Genomic DNA, 21788 nt, shown 5'->3' with positions numbered 1-21788 from the left:
GCCGATGCGTTGTCGGGCGCTGAGAAAGTTCCCGCTTTCTTTTTTTGATTTGTGTCAGCGATGGCCTAAACGGCAGCGTTAGAATGGCTGGCTAAGTTGCTGAATCTTCTCGTTATGTCTGCCTCGCGCGCCTCGTTTGCCCCCCGTTGGTTCTCCACGCTGGTCCTGTCGGCCGCTGCGCTTCTGGCAGCGCATACGGCGCGTGCCGAAGTCGTCACCGTGCTCAATTCGGGCGACGCAAGCGTCTCTTTGATCGACAAGGACACCCGCAAGGTGCTCGAGACGTTCCCGATCGGCAAGGAGCCGCATCACCTGATCGCCACGCCCGACGAAAAGTCGTTGATCGTCGCGAACGCCGTCGGCAACGACCTGGTGTTCCTCGACCCTGTCACGGGCAAGATTCAGCAGCGCGTGCCGCGCATCGACGATCCTTACCAGATCGGCTTCTCGCCTGACCAGAAGTGGTTTCTGACCACGGGCAACCGGCTCGACCGCATTGACGTTTACCGTTGGGACGGCCATGCGCTGACCATCGCCAAACAGATTCCGGCGGCCAAGACGCCCAGCCACATTGCCTTTACCGCCGACAGCAAGATCGCGTTCGTCACCGTGCAGGATTCCAACGAGGTGATGGCCATCGATCTGCCCACGCAGAACGTGATGTGGCGCATGACGATTGGCTCCGCGCCGGCCGGCGTGTGGGTGACGACTGACCAGAAATACCTGCTGGTCGGCATGACCGGCGCCGATTACGTCGAAGTGATCGACTGGCACACCCGCACCAGCGTGAAGCGCATCCCCACCGGCAAGGGTGCGCACAACTTCCGTGCGCTGGGCGACAAGCGCCACCTGTTCCTGTCGAACCGCGTGTCGGGCACGATCAGCATCATCGATCAGCAAACGCTGACCAAGGTGGGCGACATCACCGGCCTGCCGCCCGGCCCCGACGATATGGAATTGACCGCTGACGGCAAGCAACTGTGGGTGACCTGCCGCTGGGCGAAGCGTGTGGCGATTGTCGACGTGGCAAGCCGCAAGGTGGTGGAAGAAATCAAGGTTGGGCGCTCGCCGCACGGTATTTACTTCCGCACGCGCGCTCCGCTGATTTGAGCGTCACGAAACGACGATGAAATCCCGCCTGTCGATGTTGCGCGCTGCAGCTGCCATGGCTGTGCTGGCGCTGTGCGCATTGGCCACGGCTGCGCCCGGTGGGGTGAATGCCGGTGCGTGCAAGGGCACCGTCTATCTGACATTCGACACCGGCAGCATGAGCCAGGCGCAGTTGATTGCCGATACGCTGCGTCGCCATCGCATCCGCGCCACGTTCTTCCTGGCCAACGAAAAGACCATCCACGGCGACAGCACGCTGGATGAAGGCTGGGCGCCGTATTGGAAATCGCTCGCCGCAGACGGCCACGCCTTCGGCACACACACCTTCGATCACGTCTACTACAAGGGCGAGGCGGGTGCAGGCAAGGTCCGCTTCCGCCCGCAGTTTGGCGAACAGGGCGGACGCAATGTCGTGTGGGGCGAGCCTGAATTCTGTGCGGAGCTGAAACGCAGCGCCGAGCGCTTCAAGACCATGACCGGTCAGCCGATGGACGCGCTGTGGCGTGCGCCGGGAGGTCATCTTTCGGCCACGACCGAAGCTTGGGCCAAGCAATGTGGGTTCGCCCACGTGGCCTGGGCGCCTGCCGGTTTCCTGGGCGATGAGTTGCCGTCGGAGCGTTATCCCAACGAAGCGCTCTTGCAGAAGGCGCTGTCCGGCCTGCGCGACGGCGACATCACCATGGCGCATCTGGGCATCTGGTCGCGCAAGGATCCGTGGGCGCCAGCCGACCTGGAGCCGCTGATCGCCGGTCTGGAGCGCAAGGGCTTCTGCTTCGCTACGCTGCGCGATCATCCGCAGTACCAGGCCTGGTTTGCTGCCCACCCGGCACACACAGCGGCACGCTGACATGTTCGACTGGATCGCCGACACCTTCACGCAGGCGCAGGATGTGCTCTTCCAGCACGTCGTGATGCCGATCACCTATGCCGTCGGCCTGGGCGGTTACGTCGAAGATGCCTACCCCGGCACCGAGTGGCTGCTGATGGGGTTGGTGCAGATTGCGGTGTTGCTGCTGATCTTCCGCCCGCTGGAGCGCTGGCGTCCGGTGGAGCCGCTGCAAGACCGCAAGGCCGTGCGCGCCGACATCTTCTACACACTCTTTCACCGCCTGGGTTTCTTCCCGCTGCTGATGTTTTTCACGCTGCAGCCGCTGATCGACGACCTCGACGGCAAGCTGCGTTTCTGGGGCTGGGCGCATTTGAACGTCGAAGACTGGTGGCCCGGCGTCACGTCCGTCGCTGTCGTCAGCTTTCTGATCTACCTGGTGTTGTTCGACCTGCTCGACTACTGGTATCACCGCCTGTCGCACAAGTTCCACTGGTGGTGGAACCTGCATTCGCTGCATCACAGTCAGCAGCAGATGACGCTGTGGTCCGATGACCGCAACCACATCCTCGACGATGTGCTGCGTGGTGCGGTGTTTGCCATCGCGGCGCTCGTCATCGGGGTCGAACCTTCGCAGTACGTGCTGTTGGTTGCCATTTCGCAATTGCTGCAGAGTCTTCAGCACGCCAACGTGCGGTTGCATTTCGGGTGGCTCGGCGACCGGCTGCTGATCTCGCCACGCTTCCATCGCTTGCATCACGCGATTGGGCTGGGGCATGAAGTGCCGGGTAAGCCTGGCGTGCTGGGCGGCTGCAACTTTGGCGTGCTGTTCCCGTGGTGGGACATGCTGTTCGGCACCGCCATCTTCTCGCCCGAGTACCACGCCACCGGTATCCGCGATCAGCTTCCCGCGCCGCATGGGCGCTCGCGCGACTACGGGCGCGGTGTGCTGCGTCAGCAGTGGCTCGGCGTCAAGCGCCTGTTCGGTCGCGCCTGAGACCGTCGCGGGCGGCGCCTGCGGTATTTCCGCACGCTGTGCTAGGCTGTCCGCTCCCCGATTTTCCGACTTCTGCATGAACGACCTGATTCGCTCATTTGGCCGCGCGCTGCTCTCGCAACTGCATCCGCGCATGCTGTTCCTGACCGTCATGCCGTTCGTCGTGGCTGTGGTTGTCTGGGGCGGGGTGCTGTATTTCGGCTGGGATGCCATGAACGGCATGGCCCGCAACGCCGTGGAAGGCTGGGCCTTCATGGGCTGGATCAAGAGCGGCCTCAACGCCATCGGCATGGCAGGGTTGTGGTCGGCCATCGCGCCACTGCTGGTGATCACCTTGCTCGTGCCGGTGATTGTCGTGTCGATTCTCGTGCTGGTGAGCGTGGCGTCGGTGCCGGTGGTCATGCGTTTTCTTGATCGCAGTTATCCGCAGCTTGAGCGTCGCAAGGGCGGCTCGGTGCTGGGCAGCCTGACGCATGCGCTGCTATGCACGCTGGTGGTCATTCTCGTGGCCATCGTTACGCTGCCGTTGTGGCTGATCCCGCCGTTCTTTGCGCTGATCCCGCCGCTGCTGTGGGGTTGGCTTACATACCGCTTGATGACGTACGACGCGCTCGCTGATCACGCCACCGCGGACGAGCGCCGCGCGATCATGCAGCGCTATCGGCTGCCGCTCCTCGGCATCGGCGTGGCCGTCGGCATGCTGGGCTCGGCGCCGACGCTGCTGTGGGTCTCGTCGGTGGTGACGATTGTGCTGTTCCCGATCATCGCCATCGCCGTCATCTGGCTGTATGTGCTGATCTTTATTTTCTCGGCGCTGTGGTTCGGCCATTTCTGCTTGCGTGCGCTGACGCGTCTGCGAGCCGAAGCGCCGCCTGCGCGCATGGTCGAGGCCAGCGTCATCGAGGTCACGACCATCGAACTGCCTCGCGAATAATCAGAAACCATCGGAACTGACATGGCTTTCGGCATGATCATCATCGGCGACGAGATTCTCTCCGGCCGCCGCGAAGACAAACATCTGCGCAAGCTGATCGAAGTGCTCGGCGAGCGCGGCCTGGCGTTGGAGTGGGCCGAGTACGTCGGCGACCAGCCAGCGCGCATCACGAGCGTACTCAAGCGGACGTTCGCCAGCGATGACGTGGTGTTCTGCACCGGCGGCATTGGCGCCACGCCCGATGACCACACGCGCCAATGCGCCGCGGCTGCGCTGGGCGTGCCGTTGGAGCTGCATCCGGAAGCGCGCGAGCAGATCACGCTGCGCATCATCGAGTCGGCCAACGGCGACCCGGTCAAGGCGGATGTCTCAACGCCCGAAAACCAGCACCGCTTCAAGATGGGCGAGTTTCCGCAGGGCGCGCGCATCATCCCGAACAGCTATAACCGCATCCCCGGTTTCTCGGTCGCGCATCACCATTTCATGCCGGGCTTCCCGGTGATGGCGTGGCCGATGATGGAGTGGGTGCTCGACACCTATTACGCCGATCAATTCCACCGCGCGCCGCGCGAGGAGCGCTCGTTCCTGGTGTTCGGCCTGCCGGAGTCGCGGCTCACGCCGCTGATGGAGCGCATCGAAGCAGAGTTCGATGGCGTGAAGGTCTTCAGCCTGCCCAGCGTGGGCGACGCGGCGCGCGGGGAGCGCTATGCCCGCTCGCACATCGACCTGGGCGTAAAGGGTTCACCGGAGGCCGTGGCGCGCGCCTATGTGATGCTGCGCGAGGGCGCGTTGGCGCTGGGCGGAGAAATCTTCGAGGCGGGCGCACCCGCCGGTTCCTGAGGCTGTTTTCGTCAGGCGCCGTGCCAGGGCAGGCCCCGGAAGCACCAGCCTTCCACGGTCTTGCGATGGCCTTCGGTGTCTTTAGCGCCCTCAAAACCTTCCAGCACATCCATCGCGACCGCGTAGCCGGCCTGCGCGGCTGCCGCCGCAGCGTGCTTGGAGCGCGCCGCGCTGCGGCACAGGAACAGCACGGGAGCATCCTTCGGTACGACGGCTTCCAGCGCGCTGAGGAAGTTGGCATTGCGCACGCCGCCCGGATACTGATTCCACTCCACATGCACGAACTGGCCTGGCGAAACGTCGGGCGTGCCCACCCAGTCCAGTTCTGCGCGCGTGCGCACATCCACGAGGCGCGCTTGCGGGTCCGCGGCGAGCAGGGCGGCGGCTTCTTGTGGCGACAGCGCGCCGAAGTACGGCAGCTGATCAGCCTCGCGGCGAGCAGCGGCGGCTTCCAGCAGGGACTCGCGGGTGAGCGTGGTGGCGGTCATGGCGATGTGGGGAAATGGGAAACAAACATTTTAGCGCCGCCGTCACAGGGCACGGGCGAAAATCCCTGGTTTGGTGCGGTTGCACCATTAATGCACGTATTCAGTGCTCAACGGGTTTTTCTGCACTTATTCGGTGCGTTGACTATTCTGCTAGGACAGCTTCAGCCCTTCTCGGGGCCAGTCGTGACGACGCCAGTCCGGCGGTCTGGGAGGGCCGCGCACCGTGTCAGACATGGGTTGGCGCAGCCCTGCACTGTTTGCGGGAGTGCATGCCCCTTGCCGATCAGGAATTGGCATGGTTTCTGCTAAGATTCCCGCGGTCTTTTTCGGGGGCGTCCGTTTGTGTCGGACGGTCTTGCTGGAAAGAAGATGTTTCGGAGTGAGGGCGGTCGCAGCGATCCGTCACACAACCGGCTCACAATGATTTGCGTTAATGCGCTACCAGGAGAATGGCATGTCCCAAAGCATTGCAGACGTGATGAAGCTCGTGAAGGAAAACGACGTCAAGTTCGTCGATTTCCGCTTCACCGATACCAAGGGTAAGGAGCAACACGTCTCGGTCCCCGTTTCGCACTTCGACGAAGACAAGTTCGAAAGCGGCCACGCATTCGACGGTTCGTCGATCGCCGGCTGGAAAGGCATCGAAGCGTCGGACATGCTGCTGGTGCCGGATGCAAACACCGCACACATCGACCCGTTCTACGAAGAGCCGACCCTGGTGCTGACCTGCGATGTGGTCGAGCCGTCGGACGGCAAGGGCTACGACCGCGACCCGCGCTCGATCGCCAAGCGCGCTGAGGCCTACCTGAAGAGCACCGGCCTGGGCGACACCGCCTACTTCGGTCCGGAACCCGAATTCTTCATCTTCGACGGCGTGACCTGGAACATCGACATGCAGGGCTGCTTCGTGAAGATCCATTCCGAAGAAGCTCCGTGGTCGTCGGGCAAGGACTTCGAACACGGCAACTCGGGCCACCGTCCGGGCAAGAAGGGCGGCTACTTCCCGGTCGCCCCGATCGATACGTTCCAAGACATGCGCTCGGAAATGTGCCTGATCCTGGAATCGCTGGGCATTCCGGTTGAAGTGCACCACCACGAAGTGGCAGGCCAAGGCCAGAACGAAATCGGCACGAAGTTCAGCACGCTGGTGCAACGCGCCGACTGGACGCAACTGCAGAAGTACGTGATCCAGAACGTTGCGCACACCTACGGCAAGACCGCCACGTTCATGCCGAAGCCGGTCGTGGGCGACAACGGTTCGGGCATGCACGTTCACCAGTCGGTGTGGAAGGACGGCCAGAACCTGTTCGCAGGCAATGGCTACGCTGGTCTGTCGGAATTCGCGCTGTACTACATCGGCGGCATCATCAAGCACGCCCGCGCGCTGAACGCCCTGACCAACCCGGGTACGAACTCGTACAAGCGCCTGGTGCCGGGCTTCGAAGCTCCGGTCAAGCTGGCTTACTCGGCACGTAACCGTTCGGCTTCGATCCGTATTCCGTACGTTGCGAACCCGAAGGGCCGTCGTATCGAAACCCGCTTCCCGGATCCGCTGATGAACCCGTACCTGGGCTTCTCGGCACTGCTGATGGCCGGTCTGGATGGCGTGCAGAACAAGATCCACCCGGGCGAAGCTGCCGACAAGAACCTGTACGACCTGCCGCCGGAAGAAGACGCAAAGATCCCGACCGTGTGCTCGAGCCTGGATCAGGCCCTCGAGTACCTGGACAAGGACCGCGAATTCCTGACCCGTGGTGGCGTGTTCTCCAACGCCATGCTCGACGCCTACATCGAGCTGAAGATGGAAGAAGTCACGCGCTTCCGCATGACGACGCACCCGCTCGAGTTCGAGATGTACTACTCGCTGTAATCTGCGAGCGCCCCGAGCGATGTGTCGGGGCGAAGAGACGGTTGTGAGAGGAGGGGCGGCGCAGGTCGCCCTTCCTTTTTATGAAGCGGGGTTTTGTGGCTAGAATGATCGTCCGCCGGACTCCGGCGCCCGATCGACGTATCCGCCAGGTTCCATTCATGTTCCGTCCTTCCCCACGCATCGCATCCGGACTGCTTGCCGCCGCTGCGGCGGTGTTTGCCACGCTGTCCGCGCAGGTGCCCGCGTATGCTGATGACGTCTATCTGTGCACCGGCCCGAACGGCGTGCCGGAGTACCGCAACAGCGGCAACGTGAAAGGCTGCAAGAAGCTGACACTGCCCGATGTGGTGACCGTGCCTGGCACGCGCAGCCCGCGCAGCGCCGGGGCGGCACCGGCACCGGCGCAAAACAATGCAGGTGGTGGCTTCCCTCGCGTGGACAACGCCACGCAGAAGGCGCGTGACGGCGAACGCCGCCAGGTGCTGGAGGCCGAGCTGGCAGACGAGGAGCGCAAGCTCCAGGCGTTGAAGACCGAATACAACAACGGTCAGCCCGAGCGCCAGGGCAACGAACGTAACTATCAGAAGTATCTGGACCGCACCGCGCAGTTGAAGGGCGACATCGAACGCAGTCAAGCCAATGTCGATTCCATCCGCCGGGAGCTGGGCAATCTCAAGGAGTAGGTAAACGATGCGTCGACTGATCCGCAAAGCGGCACGCCGCGATGAACAGGAACAGACGACGCCATCTGCGCCGTCAACCTCCGCCTCTACGCGCGAGGCGTTCGGAAGCGAGCCCATCGACGGGCCGCCGCCCATTCCGTTTTCACATGGTGCACCGCCGTCGTTTCCTGGGCTCGATGCGGTGCCCAATCCCATCCTCTTCGTCCGCCACCCGGCGCTGACGATCTTCTACGCCAACCCCGCCGCTGAAGCCGCCCTGGCCGTGTCTCGCCGCCAGCTGGTGGAGATGTCGCTGTTCGAGCTGTTTGCCGATCCGTCTGAACTGGGCGAGATGATCGCCACCGTGGCGGTTCGCCAGTTCGATGCCAAGCGGCGTGATGTCTCGCTCGAGCGCGTGGGCCACGAACCGCTGCACGCGCATGCCGTTGTGGGCGCACTCGACTTTGCGCCGGCATCGGTGCTGCTTGAGCTGCTGCCCAACGAGCAGAAGATCCGCAGCGAGCGCGAGGAGCGCTTGCTGGACCTGACCTCCGCCAACAAAGAGCTGATCCGCAATCTGGCGCACGAGATCAAGAATCCGTTGGGCGGCATCCGGGGCGCCGCGCAGTTGCTGGAGTTCGAGCTGCCGGAGCGTTCGCTGCGCGAGTACACACAAGTCATCATCAAGGAATCCGACCGCCTGCAGACGCTGGTCGACCGCCTGCTGGAACCACACCGGCATCCGCACATCGTTGGCGATGTGAACATCCATGAGGTGCTGGAGCGCGTGCGCTCGGTGGTGCTGGCGGAGTTCCCCCAGGGCCTGCATATCGTGCGCGACTACGACGCGAGCCTGCCGGAGTTTCGCGGTGACAAGGAGCAGCTCATCCAGGCGGTGCTCAACATCGTCCACAACGCGGCGCATGCGCTGGGTGCCCGGATTGCGCAGGGAGACGGCGAAATCATTCTGCGCACGCGCGTGGCGCGCAAAGTTACGATTGCAAAACGTCTTTACAAGCTGGCATTGGACTTGCATGTAGTGGACAACGGTCCTGGTATCCCGGACGACATCCGCGAGCGAATCTTCTTCCCGCTGGTGTCAGGAAGGGAGGGGGGAAGTGGGCTGGGCCTGACACTCGCGCAGACGTTCGTGCAGCAGCACGATGGTCTGATCGAATGCGAGAGTAGGCCAGGCCAGACGGATTTCCGCATTCTCGTGCCGCTGCACTGAAGCGTCGCTTCAACGACGCGGCGCGAGAAGGCCCAGGCGAGACGAAGTCAAGCAGACGAACCAACACATGAAGCCAATCTGGATAGTCGACGACGATCAATCCATCCGCTGGGTCCTCGAGAAGGCACTGGCACGTGAGAGCCTGCTTTCGCGCAGCTTTACCAACGTGCGCGACGCGCTCAACGCGCTCGATGAAGAAACACCGCAAGTCCTGATTTCCGACGTCCGCATGCCGGGCGGCTCGGGGCTGGATCTGCTGCAGGCCATCAAGGCTAAGCACCCCGGCCTGCCGGTCATCATCATGACCGCGTATTCGGACCTGGACAGCGCCGTGGCGGCGTTCCAGGGCGGCGCGTTCGAATATCTCGCCAAGCCGTTCGACGTGGATCGTGCGGTTGAACTGATCCGCCGCGCGCTGGAAGAGAGCCTGCGCGAGGAGGAAATCGACGATCGCCTGAGCGATGCGCCCGAGATTCTCGGTCAGGCGCCGGCCATGCAGGACGTGTTCCGCGCGATCGGGCGGCTGTCGCAGTCGAACGTGACCGTGCTGATCACCGGTGAATCCGGCACGGGTAAGGAGCTGGTGGCCCGGGCGCTGCATAAGCACAGCCCGCGCGCGAGCGGCCCCTTCATCGCGCTGAACACGGCGGCGATTCCGAAAGACCTGCTCGAATCCGAACTGTTCGGCCACGAGCGCGGCGCGTTCACGGGCGCGCAGACCATGCGCCGCGGGCGCTTCGAACAAGCCGAGGGCGGCACGCTGTTCCTTGATGAAATCGGGGACATGCCGTTCGATCTGCAGACGCGGTTGCTGCGCGTGCTCTCGGATGGGCATTTCTATCGCGTGGGTGGTCACAACCCGCTCAAGGCCAACGTGCGCGTCATTGCGGCTACGCACCAGAATCTTGAAACACGGGTCAAGGACGGCCTGTTCCGCGAGGACTTGTTCCACCGCCTGAACGTGATCCGTCTGCGCTTGCCCGCGCTGCGCGAGCGCCCGGAAGACATCACGCTGCTGGCGCGCCATTTCCTGCAGAAGAGCGCCAAGGAACTGGGCGTGGAGCCCAAGCGCATGTCGGACGATGCGCTCGCACATATCGCCACGCTGCCGTTCCCCGGCAACGTGCGGCAACTCGAAAACCTCTGCAACTGGCTGACCGTGATGGCGCCGGCGCAGACCATCGAAGCCAAGGACTTGCCCGCCGACCTGGTGCGCGGCAATGCGCAGATGCTGCCGACCATGGGCGACACCGCAGCGCGCCCAGCCTTTGTCGGCGAGCCTTCGCTGGGTGGCGAACCTTATGGTGTTGCGCCGTCGGTCGACACGCTGCTCTCCACGACTTCCGTGGGCGCGTCGATTGCGGCTGGGTGGGAGCGGGCGCTTGCCGGCGAGGCCAAGGCCATGCTGGAAGCGGGGCAGCCTGACGTCATGGACGCGCTGACGCGTCGCTTTGAGAAGGCGATCCTCGAGGCTGCGCTTGGTGTCACGCGCGGTCGCCGTGTTGAGGCCGCAACGCGGCTGGGCATTGGGCGCAACACCATCACGCGCAAATTGCAGGAGCTGGGCTTCGACTGACGCACCGTCAGCAAGGCCGGTCCACCGAATATCGTCGAGCTTGGCGATTGGGATTGGGCGGATTTCCGATACGGGAGTCCGCCCCTTTTTTTGTGCGCCGCGGACGCTTGTCGCGCTTAATGCAGCTTGTGCTTGAACTGGGACAACTCTTCGTGGGCGCGCATCACGGCAGATTCCACGGACTGGTCTACCTTGCCGGAGGCGTTCTGGCAGGCCATCTTCGCGCGGTCGGAATACGCCTCGAGCTTGTCGATGGCTTCGACGAAGGTCTGCTGGTCTTCAGCGCCTTCGAGGCGCGAGTGGCACTGGCGCGCCTGGTCATCCAACTGCTGGATCGATTGCTTCAGCGAATCGGGCACATCCTTGTGCGAGGCGCAGGTCCGGGCCAGTTCCGCGATGGTGCTTTCCGCATGTTCAAAACGCTGGCGCAGTTTCTCTGTTTGCATAGAGGGCTCCTGTCGGTTGCGTGAAAAGGCGTTGGCGCCGCATGCACCGTTATGAGGCGGTCACATGGCGCAAGGCGGTGCAACGCCCAATTTCGGCGCAAGCGACGTGCCGCGTGCGGCAAGCGGCGCAGGAGCGGGGCTTCTATCGTGCTGTGAGGCTGCCGTGTCAGTTGCGCGGGGCGGGCAGCGCCAGGGAGCGTGCCTCAAGGATGCGCTCGGCGACTTCGGCAAAGCCGCCGCCGCCTTCGGCCTCGGTGAGGTACGCCGGTGGCATGGGCAGCGTATCGATCACGTCCAGTACATTGGCCACGCCCACCGAAAGTGGGAAGAACTCGAACATTGCCGCATCGTTGGCGGAGTCGCCTACGAACACCCAACGGTCGCGCTCGGCATGCAGGTCCAGGCCGAATGCGCGGCGTGCGAGCGACACGCTGGCGCTCAGCTTGTCGTGCTTGCCGAACCAGCCGTTGACGTGGATCGAGCTGACGGTGGCATGCATCCCGTGCGTACGCATGATGTCGACGATGTGCTGTACGGCGTGCTGCGGCAGCGGCGGGACTTGCTCGGCATGATCGACAGCCAGATCGGCAGCGTGCCACGCCTGGTCCGTCGCCAGGGCTGAGCCCGGCACTGCGCGCCGGATCTCCGCACCCACTTCACGAATGCGCTCCAGATTGCGTGCGCGTGTTTGGGCGTCGTCGACAAAATCGGTCGCCAGATGCCCGCGCGAATCGACGCGCATGGCAAACGCGCCGTTTTCGCCGATCACGGCATCGACAGGCCACAGCCGCGCAATGACTTCGCACCAGGCAATCGACCGTCCCGTGACCGGCACGACCTTGATGCCGGCGCGATGCAGGCGCTCCAACGCGGAGTAGGTCTGCGCAGGAAGCTTCCCCCGCGTGGTGAGGGTTCCATCGACGTCGGTGAAGACGCCGGTGATATTGCGCAGTGCATCATCCGGGAGCTGATGCAGGGGCAGCGGAACACGTCGTTCGGCGATGACCGGCGTGGTTTCAGGCGAGTCCGGAGCGGCAGGAGTGGCGGGTGGGGCGAGCATGCTGCGGGTGCAATAGAGAGTGTCTTCAATCCATTTTAACGGCCGTTGCAAGCCAAACCTTGGAGGGATTTCCCGATTTCTTTGTGACTGAAAGCCAAGTAACATCCCGCTGTCATAAAAATGACCGACCGTGCATTTACAGTCGGCGCGCCGTGGGCGGAGCGAGGGAGCCCGCCGGGTCGAAACAAGGAGAAATGATGTCGATCAAGAAGATTGCGGGGGCCGCAGCAGTACTGGCCGCGTGTACGTTTGCGCAGGGCGCGTACGCAGTGACGGAAATCCAGTGGTGGCATTCGATGGAAGGCGCCTTGAACGACAAGGTGAACGAGATCGCCACCAAGTTCAACGCCAGCCAGTCCGACTACAAGATCGTGCCGGTCTACAAGGGCCAGTACGATGAATCGCTGGCTGCGGGCATCGCAGCCTTCCGCGCCGGCAATGCACCGGCCATTCTGCAGGTGTTCGAGGTCGGTACCGCGACGATGATGAACGCCAAGGGCGCCATCGTGCCGGTCGCCAAAATCATGAAAGACGCCGGCGAGAAGTTTGACCCGAAGGCCTACGTGCCGGCCGTGGCGGGTTATTACACGTCGAACAAGGGCGAGATGCTGTCGTTCCCGTTCAACAGCTCGACGACGATCATGTATTACAACAAGGACGCCTTCAAGAAGGCCGGCCTTGACCCGAACAAGCCGCCCGCAACGTGGCAGGAAGTGGCTGTCGACGCGGCCAAGCTGAAGGCAGCCGGCGTGGCTTGCGGCTACACGACCGACTGGCAGTCGTGGGTGCATCTGGAGAGCTTCTCGGCGTGGCACAACGTGTCGTTCGCCACCGAGAACAACGGTTTTGGCGGTGCCAAGGCTCGCCTGAACTTCAATGGTCCGGTGCAGATCAAGCACATCGAGAACCTGCTCGACATGCAGAAGAAGGGCTACTTCACCTACGCCGGCCGCAAGGACGAGCCGAAGGCGAAGTTCATCGCCGGCGAGTGCGCCATGCACACGGGTTCGTCGGCAGCGCTGGCGAACATCCGCAAGAACGCCAAGTTCAACTTCAGCCCCGCGCCGCTGCCGTACGAAGCCGGCGTGGCGGGTGCCCCGCAGAACACGATCATCGGCGGCGCTTCGCTGTGGGTGATGGGCGGTCACAAGGCCGAGGAGTACAAGGGCGTAGCGAAGTTCTTTACGTTCCTGTCGCGTCCGGAAGTGCAGGCCGACTGGCACCAGTCGACGGGTTATCTGCCCGTGACGCTGGAAGCGTATGAGCTGACGAAGAAGTCCGGTTTCTATGAGAAGAACCCGGGCGCCGACGTGGCCGTTAAGCAGATGATCGTCAAGACCACCGACAAGTCGCGCGGCATCCGTCTGGGCAACTTCCCGCAGATCCGCCAGGTGATCGACGAAGAGCTGGAATCCGTCTGGGCCGGCAAGAAGGCGCCGAAGGAAGCGCTGGACACGGCTGTGTCACGCGGCAACGAGCTGCTCGTCCGCTTCGAAAAGACCGTCAAGGAATAAGCGCCGATTCAGCGCTCGTCTAAACCGCCGGCCTCGTGCGCTTGCACCGGCCGGCGGTGCGTTTTTGGAATGTCGCATGGAAAAACGCGTCGTTTTCCGATCGCGCTGGCTGCCGTATGTGCTGGTGGCCCCGCAGATCGTCATCACTCTGGTGTTCTTCTTCTGGCCGGCGGGGCAGGCGCTGTATCAGTCGCTGCTGCGCCAGGATGCTTTCGGCATCAACCTCGAATTCGTGGGGCTGGAGAACTTTCACGACCTCTTTGCCGATCCGACCTATCTCGGCTCGTTCAAGACCACCGCGGTATTTGCCATCGGGGTCGCGCTGGTTGGCCTCGGCACTTCGCTGGCGCTGGCGTACTTTGCCGATCGCGCGCTGCGTGGCGCCACGTTCTACAAGACCCTGCTGATCTGGCCGTACGCCATTGCGCCGGCCGTGGCAGGCGTGCTGTGGAGCTTTCTCTTCAACCCCTCGCTGGGCATCGTCTCGTTCGTGATCCGCAAGTTGGGCGTGGACTGGAACTTCGTGCTCAACGGCGGGCAGGCGCTGACGCTGGTGGTGATCATCGCGGCGTGGAAGCAGATCAGCTACAACTTCCTCTTCTTCCTGGCGGGGCTGCAGAGCATTCCGAAGTCGCTGATCGAAGCGGCGGCCATTGACGGCGCCGGGCCGTGGAAGCGCTTCTGGTCGATCGTGTTCCCGCTGCTGTCGCCCACCACGTTTTTCCTGATGGTGGTGAACGTCGTGTACGCGTTCTTCGATACCTTTGCCATCATCGATTCGGTCACGCAAGGCGGCCCGTTCAAAGCGACGGAGACGCTCGTGTTCAAGGTCTACCAAGACGGCGTGCGCGGTCTCGATATCGGTGGATCGGCGGCGCAGTCGGTGATCCTCATGGGCCTGGTGATCGTGCTGACGATCGTCCAGTTCCGCTATGTCGAACGCAAAGTCCAATACTGAAAGGGGGGCACCGCACCATGATTGAACGCCGTCCGTTCCTGGACTTCCTCACCCACGTCGTGCTGATTCTCGGTGTGATCGTCGTGGCGTTTCCGGTGTACGTCGTGTTCGTCGCGTCGTCGTTGACGGCCGAAGACGTCCTGCAGGCGCCCATGACGCTGATCCCCGGTCCGCACCTCATCGAAAACTACCGCACGGTGCTCACGTCGGGCATGGGCAACTCGGCCACGCCGGTCGGCACGATGCTCATGAACAGCCTGATCATGGCGCTGGGCATCTCGCTCGGGAAGATCGCGATCTCCATCATCTCGGCCTTCGCGATCGTCTATTTCAAGTTCCCGCTGCGCAAGACGTTCTTCTGGCTCATCTTCGTCACGCTGATGCTGCCGGTCGAAGTGCGCATCCTGCCCACGTACAAGGTGGTGTCGGATCTTGGCATGCTGAACAGCTACGCGGGCCTGACGATTCCGATCATCGCGTCGGCCACGGCAACGTTCCTGTTCCGGCAGTTCTTCCTGACGATTCCCGATGAACTGGCGGAAGCTGCGCGCATCGATGGCGCGGGGCCGCTCAAGTTCTTCTGGGATGTGGTGCTGCCGCTTTCGCGTACCAGCATCGCGGCACTGTTCGTGATCCAGTTCATCTACGGCTGGAACCAGTACCTCTGGCCGCTGTTGATCACGACGGAAAAGAACATGACCCCCATCGTGCTGGGCGTGACGCAAATGATCTCGCGCTCCGGCGATTCCGCCACCGACTGGAACCTGCTGATGGCCACCGTGATGCTGGCCATGCTGCCGCCCGCGGCAATCGTGATCGGCATGCAGCGGTGGTTCGTGAAGGGCCTCGTCGAAACCGAAAAGTAAAAGAAGCAAGATGGCAAAACTTTCGCTACGCAACGTCCAGAAGCACTACGCCAACCTCCAGGTCGTGCACGGCATCGACATGGAAATCGGCGACGGGGAGTTCATCGTCATCGTCGGCCCGTCGGGCTGCGGCAAGTCCACACTGCTGCGCATGGTGGCGGGCCTCGAACCCATTACCGGCGGCGAGGTTTGGATTGGCGACCGCGTCGTCAACGAACTCGAGCCGGCCGAGCGCGATATCGCGATGGTGTTCCAGAACTACGCGCTGTATCCGCACATGAGCGTGTTCGACAACATGGCCTACGGCCTGAAGATCCGCGGCTTGCCCAAGGCCGATATTCAAGCGCGTGTGGAGCAGGCCGCGGGCATTCTCGAACTCGGCAAGCTGCTGGATCGCAAGCCGCGCCAGCTGTCGGGCGGTCAACGCCAGCGTGTGGCCATGGGCCGCGCGATCGTGCGTGAGCCGGCCGTGTTCCTGTTCGACGAACCGCTCTCCAACCTTGACGCCAAGCTGCGCGTGCAGATGCGCCTGGAGCTGAAGGATCTGCATCGCCGTTTGCGCACGACCAGCCTGTACGTCACGCACGATCAGGTCGAAGCGATGACGCTGGCCGATCGCATGATGGTGCTCAACGGCGGCCGGGTCGAGCAGATCGGCACACCGCTTGAGGTGTACTCGCGTCCGGCGAGCACGTTCGTGGCCGGTTTTATCGGCTCGCCGCCGATGAACCTCGTGCCTGTGTCGCGCAACGCCGGTGGCGACACGCAGATCCGGGTGGATGGCGCGAAGCAGGGGGATGCAGCTGCCACGCTCGGCCACTTGCCGATGGGGCTGCACCTGCCTGAGCGCGCGCTGATGGGTTTGCGCCCCGAACACATCGAACCATGCTCCGCTGACCAAGCCATCGCCTTGATCGACGTACGCGTGGTCGAAGCGCTCGGCGCGGACGCATTTGCGTATGGCACGCTGGCCGGTCATCCGGTCGTGGTTCGTCTTGAGCCGCACGCCAGCGTCAAGGCTGGTGACAAGCTGCCGATCACCGCCTCGGCCGAGCACCTGCACTGGTTCGATCCGCAATCCACGCGCCGCATCGAGGCCCTGGCATGACGGGCGCGCGCGCCTTGCCGGCCTGGCCGTATCCGCGTGCCATCGCGCACCGTGGCGCGGGCAAGCTGGCGCCCGAGAACACGCTCGCGGCGTTCCGCCATGGCGCGTCGTTCGGCTACCGCATGTTCGAGTTCGACGTGAAGCTCGCCGGCGACGGCGCATCGGTCCTGCTGCACGACGCCACGCTGGATCGCACCACGAACGGCGCCGGCCGCCTCGATGCGCTCACGCTCGGTCAGATCGCGCTACTCGATGCGGGCAGCTGGCACAGCCCGGCCTACGCCGGCGAGCCCGTGCCCACGCTGGCGGCCATCGCCCGCTACCTGCGCGCCAACGGTTTCCTGGCCAATATCGAGATCAAGCCGGTGCCGGGCGCGGAGTGGCGCACCGGCGCAGCGGTCGCGCTGGATGCCCGCACGCTGTGGGCCGGCGCCGACGTGCCGCCGCTGCTGTCGTCATTTTCCGAAGATGCGCTGGCTGCGGCGCGCGAGGCTGTGCCGGAATTGCCACGCGCGCTGTTGCTCGACAAGTTGCCGGCCGATTGGCTCGATCGCCTGCGCGCATTGGATTGTGTTGCGCTCGACGCCAACCATCGCGAACTGACACCCGAAATCATTGACGAGGCACACGCCGCTGGCTTTCGCGTCTGCTGCTATACCGTCAACGACGTGGATCGCGCGCACCTGCTCTGGAATGCGGGGCTGGACGGCCTGATCACCGATTGGGTGGACCGTATTTCGCCCGCCTGAATGTGATGGAAGCATGGCTTTGACGTGGCATAACAAGGGTCGTTTGTCACGTCAAAGAATCAGAATATTGCTTATAAACATGCTATGCTTCCCCTCCGTGAAGACTTAGGTCCTTCCCGCACAACTTGTCTGTAAAAGCTGTCTCGGTACCTCCTTTCTGCCATGCGCGATCCGGTCCGACCAGGTGATTTCAGGCGATTTAGTTTGCGATCCGCTAACCGGTCAAGCCGTGTCGCGGAAGGTTGATGAACCCGCTGAACTCCGGCAGACCCGGAGAAAAGTGAGCGCCCCATGACAGAGCTGTATAAGCAGTACCTGGACACTTCGTACCTGTCCGGCGGTAACGCCGCCTACGTTGAAGATCAGTACGAAGCGTATCTTCAAGATCCCACGTCCGTTAGCGAGGCACTGCGCGCGTACTTCGATGCGCTGCAGAACGTCCCCGCCGTCGACGGTTCCAACGCCCGGGATATCCCCCACGCCCCCATCGTCACCTCGTTCGCCGAGCGCGCCAAGCATGGCCCGATCCGCACGATCGTCGCGTCTGCCGATTCTGATATGGGTCGCAAGCGCGTGGCGGCGACGCAGCTGGTGGCTGCCTACCGCAATGTGGGCCTGCGTTGGGCCGATCTTGACCCGCTCAAGCGTCAGGAGCGCCCGCCGGTTCCGGATCTGGACCCGGCTTTCTACGGTTTCACCGAAGCCGATCAGGACATCGTTTTCAACGCCAGCAATACGTATTTCGGCAAGGAATCGATGAGCCTGCGCGAGCTGCTCAACAACCTGCGCGAAACGTACTGCGGTTCGATCGGCGCGGAATTCATGTACATCAGCGACCAGGCGCAGAAGCGCTGGTGGCAAGAGCGTCTGGAAACCATTCGCTCCAAGCCGACGTTCTCGGCTGAAAAGAAGAAGCACATCCTCGAACGCCTGACGGCCGCTGAAGGCCTTGAGCGTTTCCTGCATACGAAGTACGTCGGTCAGAAGCGTTTCTCGCTGGAAGGCGGCGAAAGCTTCATCGCGGCGATGGATGAACTGATCCAGCACGCCGGCGCCAAGGGCGTGCAGGAAATCGTGATCGGCATGGCCCACCGTGGCCGTCTGAACGTGCTGGTCAACACGCTGGGCAAGATGCCGGCGGACCTGTTTGCCGAATTCGAAGGCAAGCACGTGGACGACCTGCCGGCCGGTGACGTGAAGTACCACAAGGGCTTCTCGAGCGACGTGACGACCCCGGGCGGCCCCGTCCACCTGTCGCTGGCGTTCAACCCGTCGCACCTGGAAATCGTCAACCCGGTCGTGGAAGGCTCGGTCAAGGCACGTCAGGAGCGTCGCGGCGACAAGCACGGCGCGCAGGTGCTGGCTGTGCAAGTGCACGGCGATGCGGCCTTCGCAGGCCAGGGCGTCGTGATGGAAACGCTGAACCTCGCGCAAACGCGTGGTTACGGCACGGGCGGCACGATCCACATCGTCATCAATAACCAGATCGGTTTCACGACGTCGGACCCGCGCGACTCGCGCTCGACGCTGTACTGTACCGACGTGGTCAAGATGATCGAAGCGCCGGTCCTGCACGTGAACGGCGACGATCCGGAAGCCGTCGTGCTGGCCATGCAACTGGCCGTGGACTTCCGTACCGAGTTCCAGAAGGACATCGCGGTCGACATCATCTGCTTCCGTAAGCTCGGCCACAACGAGCAGGACACGCCGGCGATGACGCAGCCGCTGATGTACAAGAAGATCGGCACGCACCCCGGCACGCGCAAGCTCTACGCCGACAAGCTGGTTACGCAAAACACGCTGAAGGCCGAAGAGCCGGACGCCCTGGTGCAGGAATTCCGCGCCGCCATGGATGCGGGCAAGCACACGGTCGACCCGGTGCTGTCGAACTTCAAGAACAAGTTCGCGGTGGATTGGCTGCCGTTCCTGAACCGCAAGTGGACGGATTCGGCCGACACGGCCGTGCCGATGGCCGAACTGAAGCGTTTGGCCGAGCGCATCACCGCCATCCCCGATCACTTCAAGCTGCACCCGCTGGTTGAGAACGTCGTCAACAACCGCGCCAAGATGGGCAAGGGCGAGCTGCCGCTGGACTGGGGCATGGGCGAGCACCTGGCCTTCGCATCGCTGGTGGCATCGGGTTACCCGGTGCGTATTACCGGCCAGGACGCAGGCCGCGGTACGTTCACGCACCGCCACGCCGTGCTGCACGATCAGAACCGTGAGCGTTGGGATGCCGGTAGCTACGTCCCGCTGCAGAACGTGTCGGAGAGCCAAGCGCCCTTTACGGTGATCGACTCGGTGCTGTCGGAAGAAGCCGTGATGGGCTTCGAGTACGGCTATTCGTCGGCTGAGCCGAACACCCTGGTGATCTGGGAAGCCCAGTTCGGTGACTTCGCCAACGGTGCGCAGGTCGTGATCGACCAGTTCATCTCGTCGGGCGAGGTGAAGTGGGGCCGCGCTTCGGGTCTGACGCTGATGCTGCCGCACGGCTACGAAGGGCAAGGTCCGGAGCACAGCTCGGCCCGCCTGGAGCGCTACCTGCAGCTCTGCGCAGACCACAACATGCAAGTGGTGCAGCCGACCACGCCGGCGCAGATCTTCCACCTGCTGCGTCGCCAGATGATCCGGATGTTCCGCAAGCCGCTGATCATCCTGACGCCGAAGTCGCTGCTGCGCAGCAAGGACGCTGTGTCGCCGCTGTCGGATCTGGCCAAGGGCCATTTCGAGACCGTGATCGCCGATACGGCCGAAGATCTGAACGCCGCGAAGGTCAAGCGCGTCGTGGCCTGCTCGGGCAAGGTGTACTACGACCTGGTCAACGCCCGCAAGGAACGTGGCCTGACCGACACGGCCATCATCCGTGTGGAACAGCTCTATCCGTTCCCGCACAAGGCGTTCGCAGCCGAGCTGAAGAAGTATCCTAACCTCGCTGAAGTGGTGTGGTGCCAGGACGAGCCGCAGAACCAGGGTGCCTGGTTCTTCGTGCAGCACTACATCCTGGAGAACATGACCGAGGGTCAGAAGCTGGGCTACGCAGGCCGCCCGGCATCGGCATCGCCGGCCGTGGGCTACTACGCGAAGCACAACGAGCAGCAGAAGGCGCTGATCGATGCCGCGTTTGGCAAGCTCAAGGGCTTCGTGCTGAACAAGTAAGCGACCTCTGCACCAGGGCGGCAGCTTCGGCTGTCGCCTTGACGCATCTTCGCTCCCGAATTCCACCGTATATCGAATTAGCGCGGCTCCCGCACAAGAGGAGCACGTGCACATGAATCCAAGGAACCACCGAAATGGCTATCGTTGAAGTCAAGGTCCCGCAGTTTTCCGAGTCCGTTGAAGAAGGCACGCTGATCTCCTGGAAGAAGAAGCCGGGTGAGGCCGTGGCCCAGGATGAAATCCTGATCGAAGTCGAGACCGACAAGGTCGTGCTGGAAGTGCCGGCCCCGTCGGCTGGCGTGCTGGCTGAAGTGCTGGTGGCGGACGGCGCAACCGTGACGTCGGAACAGCTGCTGGCCAAGATCGACACCGAAGGCAAAGCAGGCGCCGCTGCTCCGGCAGCTGCTGCGCCGGCTCCCGCAGCTGCTGCTCCGGCGCCGGCACCGGCTGCTGCCGCTCCGGCCGCCGCTGCAGCAGGTGGCGTGGCGATGCCGTCGGCCGCCAAGCTGATGGCTGAGAACAACCTGTCGGCTGGCCAAGTGGCCGGCACGGGCCGCGATGGCCGCATCACCAAGGGCGACGTGCTGGGTGCCGTGGCTGGTGGCGCCAAGCCGGCTGCTGCTGCCGCTCCGCAAGCCGCACGTCCGGCGCTGCAGCAAGTGGCTGCGCCGGTGGACTTCGCCGCCCTGGGCGACCGTCCGGAAGAGCGCGTGCCGATGAGCCGCCTGCGTGCCCGTATCGCCGAGCGCTTGGTGCAGTCGCAATCGACCAACGCCATCCTCACCACCTTCAACGAAGTCAACATGAAGCCGGTGATGGACTTGCGCGCCAAGTTCAAGGATCAGTTCGAGAAGACCCACGGCGTGAAGCTGGGCTTCATGTCGTTCTTCGTGAAGGCGGCTGTCCACGCGCTGAAGAAGTACCCGGTCATCAACGCATCGGTTGACGGCAACGACATCGTCTACCACGGCTACTTCGACATCGGTATCGCTGTCGGCTCGCCGCGTGGCCTGGTAGTGCCCATCCTGCGCAATGCCGACCAGATGAGCCTGGCCGATATCGAGAAGAAGATTGCCGAATTCGGCCAGAAGGCCAAGGACGGCAAGCTGACGCTGGACGACCTGACCGGCGGTACGTTCTCGATCTCGAACGGCGGCACGTTCGGCTCGATGCTGTCGACCCCGATCATCAACCCGCCGCAGTCGGCCATCCTGGGCGTGCACGCCACCAAGGATCGCGCCGTGGTGGAAAACGGCCAAGTCGTGGTTCGCCCGATGAACTACCTGGCCATGTCCTACGACCACCGCATCATCGACGGCCGCGAAGCCGTGCTCGGCCTGGTGGCCATGAAGGAAGCGCTGGAAGACCCGGCCCGCCTGCTGCTGGACCTTTAATCG

19 protein-coding genes are annotated in these 21788 nt (G+C 63.3%); 16 read left to right on the top strand and 3 right to left on the bottom strand.

The features are described 5' to 3' along the window. The first annotated feature begins 114 nt into the window (after positions 1–114). From ABIC76_RS19080 to ABIC76_RS19060, 5 genes are all read left to right on the top strand, one after another. Positions 115–1110, top strand: coding sequence for a YVTN family beta-propeller repeat protein (locus ABIC76_RS19080; protein ID WP_354534908.1), 996 nt, complete (start codon positions 115–117; stop codon positions 1108–1110). A 16-nt stretch (positions 1111–1126) separates the two neighbouring features. After that, positions 1127–1957 (top strand): polysaccharide deacetylase family protein, encoded by an 831-nt coding sequence (locus tag ABIC76_RS19075; RefSeq protein WP_354534907.1) that lies wholly within the window; start codon positions 1127–1129, stop codon positions 1955–1957. Position 1958: 1 nt separating this feature from the next. Then, a complete protein-coding gene (locus ABIC76_RS19070) occupies positions 1959–2933 on the top strand; it encodes a sterol desaturase family protein (protein ID WP_102067023.1) in 975 nt (324 codons plus the stop codon). 76 nt (positions 2934–3009) lie between these two features. Continuing rightward, on the top strand, positions 3010–3867 hold the full coding sequence (locus ABIC76_RS19065) for an EI24 domain-containing protein (RefSeq protein WP_354534906.1): 858 nt from the start codon (positions 3010–3012) through the stop codon (positions 3865–3867). A gap of 21 nt (positions 3868–3888) precedes the next feature. Next, positions 3889–4707: a competence/damage-inducible protein A gene (locus tag ABIC76_RS19060; RefSeq protein WP_102067025.1), complete on the top strand. Its 819-nt coding sequence runs from the start codon at positions 3889–3891 to the stop codon at positions 4705–4707. Positions 4708–4718: 11 nt separating this feature from the next. On the opposite strand, the gene ABIC76_RS19055 is transcribed toward ABIC76_RS19060, so the two are convergent. Continuing rightward, positions 4719–5195 (bottom strand): rhodanese-like domain-containing protein, encoded by a 477-nt coding sequence (locus ABIC76_RS19055; RefSeq protein ID WP_102067026.1) that lies wholly within the window; start codon positions 5193–5195, stop codon positions 4719–4721. Between the two features lie 454 nt (positions 5196–5649). Between ABIC76_RS19055 and ABIC76_RS19050 the strand changes: the two genes are divergently transcribed. From ABIC76_RS19050 to ntrC, 4 genes are all read left to right on the top strand, one after another. After that, positions 5650–7065 (top strand): 3-hydroxylaminophenol mutase, encoded by a 1416-nt coding sequence (locus tag ABIC76_RS19050; RefSeq protein WP_027677605.1) that lies wholly within the window; start codon positions 5650–5652, stop codon positions 7063–7065. Positions 7066–7223: 158 nt separating this feature from the next. Continuing rightward, positions 7224–7748 carry a DUF4124 domain-containing protein gene (locus ABIC76_RS19045; protein ID WP_354534905.1) on the top strand — a complete coding sequence of 175 codons (525 nt, stop codon included), beginning with the start codon at positions 7224–7226 and terminating at the stop codon, positions 7746–7748. Between the two features lie 7 nt (positions 7749–7755). Continuing rightward, positions 7756–8958, top strand: a complete 1203-nt coding sequence (gene glnL, locus ABIC76_RS19040; RefSeq protein ID WP_354534904.1) for a nitrogen regulation protein NR(II) — start codon at positions 7756–7758, stop codon at positions 8956–8958. Between the two features lie 67 nt (positions 8959–9025). Continuing rightward, positions 9026–10534 carry a nitrogen regulation protein NR(I) gene (ntrC, locus tag ABIC76_RS19035; RefSeq protein ID WP_027677602.1) on the top strand — a complete coding sequence of 503 codons (1509 nt, stop codon included), beginning with the start codon at positions 9026–9028 and terminating at the stop codon, positions 10532–10534. Positions 10535–10650: 116 nt separating this feature from the next. Here ntrC and ABIC76_RS19030 read toward each other — a convergent pair whose 3' ends face one another. Together ABIC76_RS19030 and ABIC76_RS19025 are read right to left on the bottom strand one after the other, a co-directional pair. Further along, positions 10651–10980, bottom strand: a complete 330-nt coding sequence (locus tag ABIC76_RS19030) for a hypothetical protein (RefSeq protein ID WP_354534903.1) — start codon at positions 10978–10980, stop codon at positions 10651–10653. Positions 10981–11146: 166 nt separating this feature from the next. Further along, positions 11147–12040: an HAD family hydrolase gene (locus tag ABIC76_RS19025; protein ID WP_354534902.1), complete on the bottom strand. Its 894-nt coding sequence runs from the start codon at positions 12038–12040 to the stop codon at positions 11147–11149. Positions 12041–12237: 197 nt separating this feature from the next. Between ABIC76_RS19025 and ugpB the strand changes: the two genes are divergently transcribed. From ugpB to odhB, 7 genes are all read left to right on the top strand, one after another. Next, positions 12238–13554, top strand: coding sequence for a sn-glycerol-3-phosphate ABC transporter substrate-binding protein UgpB (gene ugpB, locus ABIC76_RS19020; protein WP_027677600.1), 1317 nt, complete (start codon positions 12238–12240; stop codon positions 13552–13554). A 76-nt stretch (positions 13555–13630) separates the two neighbouring features. Beyond that, the gene (gene ugpA / locus ABIC76_RS19015) at positions 13631–14512 is read left to right on the top strand and encodes a sn-glycerol-3-phosphate ABC transporter permease UgpA (protein WP_102067029.1); all 882 of its coding nucleotides are present in this window, start codon (positions 13631–13633) and stop codon (positions 14510–14512) included. A gap of 17 nt (positions 14513–14529) precedes the next feature. Continuing rightward, positions 14530–15378, top strand: a complete 849-nt coding sequence (gene ugpE, locus ABIC76_RS19010) for a sn-glycerol-3-phosphate ABC transporter permease UgpE (RefSeq protein WP_027677598.1) — start codon at positions 14530–14532, stop codon at positions 15376–15378. Positions 15379–15388: 10 nt separating this feature from the next. Next, positions 15389–16486, top strand: coding sequence for a sn-glycerol-3-phosphate import ATP-binding protein UgpC (locus ABIC76_RS19005; RefSeq protein ID WP_102067030.1), 1098 nt, complete (start codon positions 15389–15391; stop codon positions 16484–16486). After that, entirely contained in the window at positions 16483–17235 is a 753-nt protein-coding gene (gene ugpQ, locus ABIC76_RS19000; protein WP_354534901.1) for a glycerophosphodiester phosphodiesterase, read from the top strand. Before ABIC76_RS19005 ends, ugpQ begins: the two co-directional genes overlap by 4 nt. A 291-nt stretch (positions 17236–17526) precedes the next feature. Further along, positions 17527–20391: a 2-oxoglutarate dehydrogenase E1 component gene (locus tag ABIC76_RS18995; RefSeq protein ID WP_027677595.1), complete on the top strand. Its 2865-nt coding sequence runs from the start codon at positions 17527–17529 to the stop codon at positions 20389–20391. Between the two features lie 134 nt (positions 20392–20525). Continuing rightward, positions 20526–21785, top strand: coding sequence for a 2-oxoglutarate dehydrogenase complex dihydrolipoyllysine-residue succinyltransferase (odhB, locus tag ABIC76_RS18990; protein WP_027677594.1), 1260 nt, complete (start codon positions 20526–20528; stop codon positions 21783–21785). Positions 21786–21788: the final 3 nt, after the last annotated feature.

Origin of the sequence: Ralstonia sp. 1138 (assembly GCF_040544795.1) — a bacterium.
Lineage (GTDB): Bacteria > Pseudomonadota > Gammaproteobacteria > Burkholderiales > Burkholderiaceae > Ralstonia > Ralstonia flatus.
This window is presented reverse-complemented; position numbering and strand designations above follow the sequence as displayed.